Annotated in this window: 12 protein-coding genes; 6 read left to right on the top strand and 6 right to left on the bottom strand. The window is 40.3% G+C overall.

The features are described from left to right. Positions 1-517 (top strand): transposase (locus H626_RS11290; protein ID WP_211221952.1); only part of this gene is annotated, 517 nt, incomplete at its 5' end. 137 nt (positions 518-654) lie between these two features. Here the strand turns inward: H626_RS11290 and H626_RS10700 are convergent. The 5 genes from H626_RS10700 to H626_RS0105005 all read right to left on the bottom strand — a co-directional run bounded on the left by H626_RS10700 (position 655) and on the right by H626_RS0105005 (position 6,132). Continuing rightward, positions 655-1,890: a dicarboxylate/amino acid:cation symporter gene (locus tag H626_RS10700; protein WP_051237830.1), complete on the bottom strand. Its 1,236-nt coding sequence runs from the start codon at positions 1,888-1,890 to the stop codon at positions 655-657. Positions 1,891-2,063: 173 nt separating this feature from the next. Next, entirely contained in the window at positions 2,064-3,284 is a 1,221-nt protein-coding gene (locus tag H626_RS0105020) for a cation:proton antiporter (protein ID WP_027108369.1), read from the bottom strand. Positions 3,285-3,440: 156 nt separating this feature from the next. After that, positions 3,441-4,244, bottom strand: a complete 804-nt coding sequence (locus tag H626_RS0105015; protein ID WP_027108368.1) for an ABC transporter ATP-binding protein — start codon at positions 4,242-4,244, stop codon at positions 3,441-3,443. Further along, entirely contained in the window at positions 4,241-5,140 is a 900-nt protein-coding gene (locus H626_RS0105010; RefSeq protein ID WP_027108367.1) for an ABC transporter permease, read from the bottom strand. The genes H626_RS0105015 and H626_RS0105010 overlap by 4 nt, the downstream gene beginning before the upstream one ends. Positions 5,141-5,154: 14 nt before the next feature. Continuing rightward, on the bottom strand, positions 5,155-6,132 hold the full coding sequence (locus tag H626_RS0105005) for an ABC transporter substrate-binding protein (protein WP_245570076.1): 978 nt from the start codon (positions 6,130-6,132) through the stop codon (positions 5,155-5,157). A gap of 922 nt (positions 6,133-7,054) precedes the next feature. Between H626_RS0105005 and H626_RS11450 the strand changes: the two genes are divergently transcribed. From H626_RS11450 to H626_RS0104985, 4 genes are all read left to right on the top strand, one after another. Next, positions 7,055-7,258: a hypothetical protein gene (locus H626_RS11450; protein ID WP_156883237.1), complete on the top strand. Its 204-nt coding sequence runs from the start codon at positions 7,055-7,057 to the stop codon at positions 7,256-7,258. A gap of 259 nt (positions 7,259-7,517) precedes the next feature. After that, positions 7,518-7,991: a MarR family winged helix-turn-helix transcriptional regulator gene (locus H626_RS0104995; RefSeq protein WP_027108364.1), complete on the top strand. Its 474-nt coding sequence runs from the start codon at positions 7,518-7,520 to the stop codon at positions 7,989-7,991. Positions 7,992-7,996: 5 nt separating this feature from the next. Further along, the gene (locus tag H626_RS0104990) at positions 7,997-8,527 is read left to right on the top strand and encodes a GNAT family N-acetyltransferase (RefSeq protein WP_035618625.1); all 531 of its coding nucleotides are present in this window, start codon (positions 7,997-7,999) and stop codon (positions 8,525-8,527) included. Then, the gene (locus H626_RS0104985; RefSeq protein WP_027108362.1) at positions 8,524-9,234 is read left to right on the top strand and encodes a B3/B4 domain-containing protein; all 711 of its coding nucleotides are present in this window, start codon (positions 8,524-8,526) and stop codon (positions 9,232-9,234) included. Before H626_RS0104990 ends, H626_RS0104985 begins: the two co-directional genes overlap by 4 nt. A 94-nt stretch (positions 9,235-9,328) precedes the next feature. On the opposite strand, the gene H626_RS0104980 is transcribed toward H626_RS0104985, so the two are convergent. Further along, positions 9,329-10,129: a formate/nitrite transporter family protein gene (locus H626_RS0104980; RefSeq protein ID WP_027108361.1), complete on the bottom strand. Its 801-nt coding sequence runs from the start codon at positions 10,127-10,129 to the stop codon at positions 9,329-9,331. A 498-nt stretch (positions 10,130-10,627) separates the two neighbouring features. On the opposite strand from H626_RS0104980, the gene H626_RS0104975 reads away from it, so the two are divergent. Further along, positions 10,628-11,560 (top strand): daunorubicin resistance protein DrrA family ABC transporter ATP-binding protein, encoded by a 933-nt coding sequence (locus H626_RS0104975; protein ID WP_027108360.1) that lies wholly within the window; start codon positions 10,628-10,630, stop codon positions 11,558-11,560. Positions 11,561-11,562 lie beyond the last annotated feature (2 nt).

Genomic DNA, 11,562 nt, shown 5'->3' with positions numbered 1-11,562 from the left:
AAAGAAACAATGGAAAATCATTCTGAAGAATGTCTGGAGTGTCGATTTTGAGCACTACTTTTCCCATCGCCTTTATGATGGTCAGGTCACTGAAAAAATGATGGTCAATTACCTTTTATCCATCGATGACCAATTCCAGTGGGTATATGATTTGATTAATGATCTAAAATGGCACCTATTTACTGGTAACTATGAAGAATTCGTTGATCAACTCGAACGCAGTAAGGAAAGACCCCTTAAAAGATACGTTAGGACCACCTTCCAGACAATAGAAAAATACTTAGATGCAATAGAAAATTCCTGCACTTACACTTTGTCCAACGGACATTTAGAAGGCATGAATAATAAGATAAAGACAATGAAGCGAAGCGGCTACGGTTATCGTAATTTCGCTCACTTGAGAGCCCGTGTTTTCATCAGTTTCAAGTTGACCGAAAAGATTGACAAGAAAATCAGACCCTTAACATTTGAAGAAGAAAAAGAAAGCGAAAAACACAAAGATAGTATAGTCGCATAAAAAAGAGGTAGAAACAGTGAAGTTTCTACCTCGGGAATTATAGACCAACACGATTTGACAAAGAACCACAAAAAAAGACCAGCTCAACTTGCCGTTGAGCTGGCCTTTTTTCTTGGAATGGATGGTGATTCGTTTATTTAAAGGGGTGTTTCTTCTGGGACCTCTGCATAGGAAGTCCATTCTTTTAAGATATATTTTGTGTAGACTTTATCGATGATCAAAGCGATGGCGTTATCTCCGGAAACATTGGCAGCTGTACCAAAACTATCTTGTGTCAAGTAAAGTGTGATCAACAAGTTGCCTAACATTCCGGTAGGATCGATCCCGATCATGGGTAGAAACGGTAATGCACTCATGACAGCACCACCAGGAGCTCCAGGAGCGGCAACCATGGCTACGCCTAGTGTGGCAATGAAGCCGGACATGATCCCAAATCCATAAGGCATATCATACATAAGCAATACAGCAGTCACACAAGATGTGATCGTGACGATGCTGCCCGTTAGATGGATGGTGGCACTTAATGGAATAACAAATTCACGAATCTCTTTGGAAACACCATTGTTTTTAGCACACTCCAGATTCACGGGAATCGTAGCGGCAGAAGACTGTGTACCCAAAGCAGTGAAATAACCAGGGATCTGATTTTTTAATAATTGAATTGGATTTTTCCCCGTGTATATGCCCGCAATCAGGAATAATACACTGATCAAAACAAGTTGTAAGCTGAGCACGACGATGAATACTTTCCAGAAAATCGAAAGGATAGCAAAGACTGAACCAGTATAACTCAAATTAACAAAATTCCCGAAGATGAAAAAAGGTAATCCCGGTAAGACTATATGGTGGAGAATTTTTGTGATGATTTCACTGAATTCACTGAAAAATCCATACATGTATTCGCCTTTCCCTTCAGCGCGCAGCCAAGAGATGAAAATGCCGAAAAGAAATGCAAAGACAATCGCTGAAGTGACATCTAGCATCGGTTCTAATGGAAAAGTAAAGAGTGGTTCTAGAGAAATGGTTTCTCCTTGTAGTGAATCAGTGATGGAACCTTGGATGAACAAGGGAAATAAATTGGATGCCAGAAAATAGGCAATGAATCCTCCAATCAGTGTGAAAGAATAGGCGAGGACTACATTTAAGCCAAGCAATTTCCCAGCACCCTGGCCTAAATCAGCTATTCCTTTTATGACAAAGCCAATGATCATTAAAGGGATGATGAAGGAAAGTAAGCTGCTAAACAAACTGGAAAAAGTGACTGGTATTTGTAACAACACCTCAGGAATGAAGGTTAATTGACCAATCAATACCCCGGCAACAATAGCTATAATCAATCTAGGTACTAAACCTATTCGTCTCTTACTTAACATAAAAACTCCTCCTCAAAACTGTTCCGTTCATTCGCATGAACAACCGCTCATTATCTGTTCGGTAAAGTAATGAGTCTCATTATATAACATTAAAATTTGAAAAGAAATACAAAAGAGTAATTTAATGTAACTAAATAAGGAATGTTCGTATTCTAGAAAAAACAGATGAATCACTAGGATTCATCTGTTTTTTTTAGTAAATGAGACAGTGGGTAAATACCAATACTTTGAAAAATGAAGGATAGAAGAGTTGTCACAAATGCTACGGGAATTAAAATAGTGTCTTGGGCAACATTCGTACTTTCCGTCCAAAGAAGAAAAACGACAGACATAGTGCCCTTTATCCCAGACAATGAAAGCAGGAAAAGAACTGAGGAAAAATGGCTGAATTTTTTCTTCCATTTAGGCACAATGAGGAGGGTACCTCCTAAAACAAGAAAACGCGCCAAGATAGAAAGGATGAAGAAGATAAAAGCCGGTGGCCAAACGGTCCAGTTTTGAAATTGAATATAGGGGACGGATTGAATACCGATAAACAGAAACAAGATAGAAGAAAGTGTCGGGCTGACCACATTCCAAAATCCTCCTAACGCTTTTCTAAATTCCTCTTCTTGTGCATCATTTTTTGAAAAGGCAAAAGAAAGGAGTATCCCGGATACAACGGTAGCTAAAACACCCGAAGTATCAAATGATTCTGCCAGTGCGAATCCACCATAAGCAATTAAAATACTCAGCATGACTTGGTACTCATGATGGGAAGTGATATGGATAGCTTGACTGAGAACCCAGCCAAATAGAAGACCAATAGCTATTCCTCCGAGCGATATATAGACAAAACTTTCTAAAAAATAAAGAGGAGAAAAAGCATCTCCAGACTGGACCATAGAAAGAAGAATAGTAAATATGACGATGCTGGTCCCATCATTCACCATAGATTCTCCTTCAACTATTTCAGCAATTTCTTCGGTACCTTTACTATTTTTTAAGATAGAGACTACAGAAACGGGATCTGTCGGAACGAGAATTGCTGCAAGCAAAAGAGAGACATTCCATGCAAAGGGTTCAAAAAAAGAGGTGACCCAATAAATGCCTGTTCCCAGGAGCAAGACCGTAGCCAACATGCCAACTGTACTTAAAATAAAAATCAAGCCAGCATTTTTCTTTAATGCACGTGTGGAAAACTGATAAGCAGATACAAATAGAAGCCCAGGAATAAATATTTCATATAAGATATCTCGTGAGACAGAAAAATGAGAATAGAGTGGTAGATAAGATAAGGCTATCCCCGCTAGCACTAAAACAACTGGTACAGGGAAGAAATCCTTTTTTACATCGATTGTATACACAATAATACTAATGAATAAGAGCACTAATAACTGATGAAGGAATACCATAGTCAAACAACCCTACTTTCCGCGAAAACTAACTATCTATTTTATTTTTAGAATAGCAAAGAAAGCAGGGGAGTCAAAGAGAATAGCCTTTTTTGATTTGATGAACAAGCAAAGCTCAGGAAAAAATGTACTCAAACGAGCACTCCTGTTGTTGTTTTATCCTAAAATAAGGGCATCTTCTGTAACGGCTTGTCCACTGTTCTTTTTGAATAAGTTCAGTAAATCCGGGACGGTCAGTTGCTGTTTTTCTGCTCCGGAAACATCGACGACTATTTGTCCATTGTTCATCATGATCAAGCGATTTCCGTACTGAATGGCTTGTTCCATGTTGTGTGTGATCATTAAAGCAGTCAATTTCTTCTCTTTGATGATACGGTCTGTCAGATTCATGACCATTTCACTAGTCTTTGGATCCAGAGCAGCCGTATGTTCATCCAGTAAAAGTAAATTGGGAGGGACGATGGTCGCCATGAGTAAGGTCAATGCCTGGCGTTGCCCACCTGAGAGCAATCCGACTTCCATTTTCAGTCGATTTTCTAGACCAAGATCCAATTTAGTTAATTCTTCTTTAAAGATTTTTCTTTGGGATTCTTTGATACCTCTAGCAAATCCTCTTTTTTTACCTCGCTTCCAGGCGACCGCTAAATTTTCTTCGATCGTCAAACGTGTAGCAGTGCCCATTTTGGCATCTTGAAAGACACGGCTGATGTATTTTGCCCGTTCGTAAGCGGGTGTGCGGGTGATATCGACTTGATCAATTGCAATATAGCCTTTGTCGATCGGGAAATTCCCGGCGATACTATTTAAAAAAGTTGATTTTCCAGCACCATTTCCTCCGATTATCGTAATAAAATCGTCCTTTTGAATGGTGAGAGAAATCCCTTTTAAGACATGATTTTCATTGACCGTACCCACTTCAAAGCTTTTATGGATATCCGTTAGTTCTAAAGCAGTATTCATGAAAGAGATCCTCCTTTTGTTTTCGTGCTTGTCAATTTAGGTAGGCGAGATTGAATGGCTGGTAAGCCGAGTGCTATCGCTAATAAAATAGCTGAGAATAATTTCAAGTCTTGTGGATCTACATTCATTTCCAGTACGAGCAACAGTAATAACCGATACACGATCGAACCGAGAACGACAGTGAGTAGTCGTTTGGCCAGTGTTAAGCGGTGGAAAAAGACTTCTGCAATGATGATCGAGGCTAGTCCAATGACAATAGTTCCGATACCCATGCTGATATCTGCAAAGCCATTATTTTGAGTCAACAGAGCCCCGGATAGAGCGATCAATCCATTTCCGAGCATATAACCGATGACTTTCATGGAGCCTGTCCGGATCCCGTTCGCTTCACTCATCGCATGATTGTCACCCGTAGAGCGGATCGCTAGACCGATCTCGGTATGGAAAAAGAGATGCAGCAATCCGATCACGAGCGTGACCGCAAGCGTACCGACGATGAGCACGGCGACAGTCTTCGATACACCCAAATCCTGAACGGACTGGATCAATGTTCCTTCGCCTAGTATATACAGATTCGCTTGACCCATGATGCGCAGGTTTATAGAATACAACCCAGTCATAGTGATGATTCCAGCAAGTAAAGCTGGAATACGCCATTTAACATGCAGATAACCTGAAACTAAACCGGCAGCTGCTCCGCCAATGAAAGCCAGGAGTGTGGCAATCCAAGGAGAGATGCCATTGACGAGCAGACTTCCGCAAATAGCTGCTCCTAGAGGAAAGCTTCCCTCTGTTGTTAAATCGGCTACATCCAAAATGCGAAAAGTGAGATAGACACCGATGGCCATGATCGACCATAAGAGTCCTTGAGAGATGCTGGATAAAATAATGTTCATGTTGAGGATCCTCCTTATTCTTCAGGTAAGCTGATGCTAGCTGGATCGATTCCCAGCGTTTCAGCCATGTCTTCATTGACAAACAAATCGAAAGAATCGGAAGTTTCAACGGCCATAGTTTCTGGCGTATCTCCATTTTCCAAAATATTTATAGCCATTTGAGCTGTTTGGCGTCCGAGGTCTTCATAGTTGATCCCGTACGTGGCTAGCCCCCCTTTTTCTACTTGATCTGTCGAACCAGCGACAACGGGTAGTTTGTATTCTTTTGCGATTTCCCCGACGATGGCGGCGGTGCTGGCCAGTGTATTGTCGGTCGGGATATACAATCCATCTACCGATTGCGCCAAACTCGTCAAGACTTGTTGGACATCATTTGTCGTAGTGACTGTAGATACCTCTGCCTGCAAGCCAGCTGCTTCAATTTCCGCAATAGCTAGGTCTGCTTGGATGGCTGAGTTGGGTTCGCTAGAGTTGTAGATGATCCCGATCGTTTCTGCGTCGGGTGTGACAGATAGAAGCAACTGAATTTGTTTTTCGATCGGCACCATATCGCTTGTACCTGTGACGTTGCCACCGGGATTTTCCAGGCTTTCGACTAATCCAGCATCGACAGGGTCCGTTACGGCTGTGAATAAAATCGGATCATTCTGGTTTACGGTAGCGAGTGATTGAGCAGAGGGAGTAGCGATGCCAAGGATGAGGTCGTTGTCCTGGGACAATTGTTCGCTCATACTTTGAAGATTGCCTTGATCACCTTGTGCATTCATCAGTTCGAGTTCCAGATTCTCACCGTCTACATATCCAGCTTCTTCCAGTTCTGCAATGAAGCCATCTTGTGCTGCAGACAATGAATTGTGTTCCATGTATTGTAAAATACCGATCGAGACGGTGTCTTCATTTCCTGAATCACCTTCACTACAGCCTGCCAAACCCATTCCGACAAGTCCGGCCAGTAATAATCCTGTTGATTTCTTCATCCATTGTGTATTCATTTACGGTTCCCCCAATTTTTGATTTTCCAAGTAACAGCGTATTTGTTCCTCAACAGAAAATAAATAAACGCACCCATTTAGATAAAGAAATCTAAATGGGTGCGTGAAATTTCACGTGTATTATTGGCCATTTAGATTGATCATCTATCTGGCCAAATTTGAACAACTCAAATTTCTCTAGCCACCATAGATACAATTCAGTTTGCACTGATGTTTGTATCCACGATGTTGCTCATGTCTACAAACAGGATCTAAAATAGCTAAAGTAGAAGTGATTTAGTTTTATAGATGTGTAATTTGGCTTTTTCATAAGGAATCACTCCTATTAAAATTTGATGAACTAAGCATAAGCAACAGATGAGAATTTGTCAAGAGTATTTCTCATTTAAATTTAATAAATCGTCTTTTTGTTCAGATTATACTGGAAAAAGATGGTTTGAACGTGTTTCAGGAGATAAATGACCTTATCGAGAAGCGATACGGTCAACTTCGGCGAGAAGAGGTGAGGAAGTTGCTAGAACGAGAGGGATGCGGTCAACTTCGGCGAGAAGAGGTGAGGAAGTTGCTAGAACGAGAGGGATGCGGTCAACTTCGGCGAGAAGAGTAGGCGAAGTTGCCAGAACGAGAGGGATACGGTCAACTTCGGCGAGAAGAGTTGGGGAAGTTGCCAGAACGAGGGGGATACGGTCAACTTCGGCAAAAAGAGTTGAGGAAGTTGCTAGAACGAAAGCGATGCGGTCAACTTCGGCAAAGAAAAGTAGACAAAGTTGCCAGAACGAGAGGGATGCGGTCAACTTCGGCAAAGAAGAGTTGGGGAAGTTGCCAGAACGAGAGGGATGCGGTCAACTTCGGCGAGAAGAGGTGAGAAAGTTACCAGAACGAGAGGGATGCGGTCAACTTCGGCAAAGAAAAGTAGGCGAAGTTGCCAGAACGAGAGGGATACGGTCAACTTCGGCAAAAAGAGTTGGGGAAGTTGCTAGAACGAGAGGGATACGGTCAACTTCGGCAAAGAAGAGTAGGCGAAGTTGCTAGAATGAGAGCGATACGGTCAACTTCAGCAAGAAGAGTAGGCGAAGTTGCCAGAACGAAAAGGATTCAGGTAACTTTAATGAAATGGAGCCAGTAAAGTTACTGAAATGTGGAAAAAATTGATCGGGGCGACTCATTCTGGATAAAAAGAGAGCTAAATAGTTATAGGATCTTCCCTCAGGGGCCTTCGACAGAATTGAAAACAAGAGAATTTGCCTGGCAAATTTTTTCATTAGAGAAGAACCTGAAAGCAACGAATTAAAGGAATAGTGAGCAGTAAATTCCAGTGTCTTTTGATATTTTTGTTGCATTTGCAACAAAAATACGTTAAACTTTTAAAAAAAGTGGGTGAGAGAATGGCAGAGATTTTACGGGATATTGGAAAGATTGCCCGTGCATTGGATTCAATTGCGAATATAGAATTCAAAGAGTACGCGCTAACTCGCGGACAATATATTTATTTAGTCAGAATTTATGAGAATCCAGGAATCATTCAAGAAAAATTAGCCGAACTGATCCAAGTAGATCGTACGACAGCGGCCCGGGCAGTTAAAAAGCTAGAAAAAAATGGGTTTATTGAAAAAAGAGCCGATCCGCAAAACAAAAAAAACAAAAAGCTCTTTGTGACCAAGAAAGGAAAAGCTGTGGCACCGATCATCTTAAAGGAAAATGCCTATTCCAATAGCACAGCCTTAAAGGGTTTTTCTGTAGAGGAAGCCCGATTGCTAGACGAGTACTTAGGTCGTGTGCAAGAAAACGTTGAAAAAGAATGGACAAAAGTTAAAAAAGGGGAACGCAGACAGTATTTAGAAAGCGAGGGGCCGGTGTGAACACAATGATTAGAAAATGTACGAAGACTGATATCCAAGAGCTGCAGGCTATCAGTCGCCAGACTTTTGTGGAAACTTTTGGAACACAGAATACACCAGAAGATTTACAGCACTATTTACAGGAAGCTTTTCATATAAAAAATGTAGAAAAAGAATGGACAAACCCAAACTCCGTCTTCTACTTTATATATATATATGAAAAACTAGCTGGGTACTTGAAACTGAATCAGGACGAAGCCCAAACGGAATCGTATGGAACGGAAACGATGGAAGTAGAGCGTATTTATGTATTAAAAGAGTTTAAAGGAAAAGGATCAGGAAAGAAATTATTGGAAAAAGCTGAGGAAGTAGCTCATCAACAGAACAAAAACAAAATATGGTTAGGTGTATGGGAACATAACGACAAAGCGATAGAATTTTACAAAAAAAGAGGCTATCAAAAAATAGATGAACATATTTTCCAATTAGGAGAAGATAAACAGACCGATTTTATTTTTATGAAAAAGTTGAAAATCGATGAAGGAGGAACAGCATGAAAAAGATCAGTATAGACCAATCGTTTTGGGAAGTTTTTCCAGAAGCCCATATCTATGTGTTAGAAGTATTTGGAATAAGCAACAAAGAGGATAATACAGACCTAAATAGGGAAGAACTATTAAATAAAGCAAAAGAAGAAGCAAAAAAACATGTTCAGGAAGAACCGTTCAGCAGCAACAAAATAATAGCAGAATGGCGCGAAGCTTTTCGTGAGTTTAAAACCAAAAAAGGAGCCCGCTCATCTATTGAGGCGTTGTTAAAACGTGCGGCACAAGACCATACTTTTTCTCCTATCAATCCATTAGTAGATATATACAATTCTGTTTCACTGAAATATGGAGTGCCCTGTGGCGGAGAAGACGTCAGTGAGATCCAAGGAGACTTGAAATTAGGCAAAGCAATAGGTGGAGAAGCATTTAAACCATTAGGAGCGGATAAAGATGCACCGGCTTTGCCCGGAGAAATTATTTATTATGACGAAGAGGGGGCAGTCTGTCGTTGCTTAAATTGGCGCGAAGCACAACGGACAATGCTGACAGAAGAGACCAAAGATGCTGTCATGTTCCTTGAAGCAATAAAAGCAACTCAATATGAACAGACGGAGCTAGCTGCTAACGAATTGAAACATTTGATCGATCAGTATTTTCAAATCGAAAGCCGACTGCATTGCCTTACAAAAGAGCAGCCAGCCATCCACATTCCATAACAAAAAACGATCGAGCATAATTTGCTCGATCGTTTTTTGTGTTAACTGTTCTTTCTATCACACGATTTTCTATCCAAGATCCTGTTGATTCGGATCAGTCTTGATAGACGTGATTTCCACTATTGAGCCATGAATAAGTGAGCCCGATGATGAGGCCACCCCCCACGTAATTTCCTAAGCCAGCTAACAAAAAGTTCATTCCGACAACGGAAGGAGTCATGCCAGCAATTGCTCCATTTGCTGCAAAATAAGCAAGAGGGAATGAAGAGAAATTAGCGATGAGATGCTCAAAGCCTAAGAAAGCAAAAATAAAGATAATAAAAATCATAGCAATGATTTTACCAGCATCATCTTTCATTCTGATCGTACTAAATACGGCTGTATTCACAATGATATTCGCAAATATTCCTTCGATGAAAATCTGAAGGGGTGTTTTGGCTAACTTACCTTCGATCGCTGTGAATAAAAAGTGGTCGGTAGGCAAGTCATGGAAAACAGCGGTGAGAGAGACAAGATAGCTGGCGAGGATCCCGCCGATCAAATTAAACAGCAAACAAGCGAATAAGAGTATAATGGCATTTTTAACTGTTAATAATTTTCTGTGGACGGCAACGGTCGTATACATCATGTTGGATGTTCCTAGTTCCGCATTCATGTAAATGATCATGACCAAAGACCAGCTGAACATAAACGAATACAAGAATTTTCCTGATCCAGGGAGAGCTTTTTCAGCATATTGAGCGGTAATGACCGCAATAGCAGTTCCCAACGTTAAAAATAGCGTCGCAAGCATTGCCCGTGCAGCATAACGGAGCACACTCACTTCAAATAATTGTTTTTTCTTTTCTATACTCTTTTCGATATTGTAAAAGAGGCCTTGATAATTTGCATCCATGAACATTCCATCCTTTTTGTTAAGTTTTACACAATAGTTACATCATACACCTTTCCATGCATTTTGAAAATGAAAATCAGAATTATTTTCATAAAAACATGACAAAAAAAACACAAAAGAGAATCAATCTAAACTAGTCCGCTTTCATTAAGGAAAGCGGACTAGTTTTCATTTTACTGTAGTCGAAGGTGGAAAGAGGAAAATATGTGATTTTTGCTCCATCGAGATGGTCAGCAACATATCAGCTGACTCGTGAAATTTTTCTGCATACGGACATAACAGAAAATCGGCTTGTGTGCCTCCTTTGAAAAAGGGATACGTAAAGAGCAAACTGGCCTGTTTTTTGAATCGATTGAATGAAATAGTTATAAAACTAACAAACAGCCTATTTAGGATTAAAGATAGTAGGTCTTCTGTTTCTTTTTGCCTATAATAAGAGTGAAAGAACTACAAAGGATGCACAAAGCTAAAATAGAAAAGAATAAAGGAGGAACCGGTATGTTAGAAGTCAAAAACTTAAAAAAGACATTTAAGAAGACTGTAGCAGTTGAAGATGTCGATTTGTATATTGAAGAAGGAGAGTCTGTGGGTTTGTTAGGACCTAATGGAGCAGGAAAATCAACGACGATTTCTATGATTTCAACTTTGCTGCCACCAACAAAAGGAACGATCAAATACAAGGGAAAAGATGTGTTGAAAAACCCCGATGAATTGAGACCGATTTTGGGCGTTGTACCACAAGATATAGCTATATATGGAGAACTTTCTGCATATGCGAATATGAAATTTTTCGGAAAAATATATGGCCTGTCAGGTTCTCAGTTAGAGAAAAAAATCCAAGAAATTTTAGAACTGGTCGGATTGAGCGATCGTCAAAAAGATGTAGTCGACACTTATTCAGGTGGGATGAAGCGAAGGATAAATATCGCGGTCGCTTTGATGCACAATCCCGAATTTTTAATAATGGATGAACCGACTGTAGGGATCGATCCGCAATCGCGAAACTATATATTGAATATGGTGAAACGACTAAATGGAGAAAAAGGGATCACAATTTTATACACAAGTCATTATATGGAAGAAGTCGAGAAATTGTGTGACCGTGTGTACATTATGGATCATGGTCGTATCATCGCATCCGGTACAAAAGAAGAACTGAAGAACATTTTGTCTAATGAGGAAACAATTGTGATAGAAGTAGCCGAGCGGAAACAAGCTTTTACAGATTTGTTGGTCTCGCAAAAAGGGATCAATCAGGTTGCAGAAGAAGAAAATAACTATCAATTGATCGTCTCAAAAGGTGATCAGTTGCTCGGAGAAATATTTGAACAGGCACGTCAGACAAATGTGAAAATCAAGAGCATCCATATTCAAACGCCAACCTTAGAAGATGTCTTTTTACACTTGACCGGAAGAAAATTACGGGATTAGGA

Origin of the sequence: Lacticigenium naphthae DSM 19658, assembly GCF_000425865.1 — a bacterium.
Lineage (GTDB): Bacteria > Bacillota > Bacilli > Lactobacillales > Carnobacteriaceae_A > Lacticigenium > Lacticigenium naphthae.
This window is presented reverse-complemented; position numbering and strand designations above follow the sequence as displayed.

Coding starts and splice junctions, on each gene's coding strand:
- H626_RS10700 (WP_051237830.1), bottom strand. CDS start 1,890: ATGTTAAGTAAGAGACGAATAGGTTTAGTACCTAGATTGATTATAGCT.
- H626_RS0105020 (WP_027108369.1), bottom strand. CDS start 3,284: ATGGTATTCCTTCATCAGTTATTAGTGCTCTTATTCATTAGTATTATT.
- H626_RS0105015 (WP_027108368.1), bottom strand. CDS start 4,244: ATGAATACTGCTTTAGAACTAACGGATATCCATAAAAGCTTTGAAGTG.
- H626_RS0105010 (WP_027108367.1), bottom strand. CDS start 5,140: ATGAACATTATTTTATCCAGCATCTCTCAAGGACTCTTATGGTCGATC.
- H626_RS0105005 (WP_245570076.1), bottom strand. CDS start 6,132: ATGAATACACAATGGATGAAGAAATCAACAGGATTATTACTGGCCGGA.
- H626_RS0104995 (WP_027108364.1), top strand. CDS start 7,518: ATGGCAGAGATTTTACGGGATATTGGAAAGATTGCCCGTGCATTGGAT.
- H626_RS0104990 (WP_035618625.1), top strand. CDS start 7,997: ATGATTAGAAAATGTACGAAGACTGATATCCAAGAGCTGCAGGCTATC.
- H626_RS0104985 (WP_027108362.1), top strand. CDS start 8,524: ATGAAAAAGATCAGTATAGACCAATCGTTTTGGGAAGTTTTTCCAGAA.
- H626_RS0104980 (WP_027108361.1), bottom strand. CDS start 10,129: ATGGATGCAAATTATCAAGGCCTCTTTTACAATATCGAAAAGAGTATA.
- H626_RS0104975 (WP_027108360.1), top strand. CDS start 10,628: ATGTTAGAAGTCAAAAACTTAAAAAAGACATTTAAGAAGACTGTAGCA.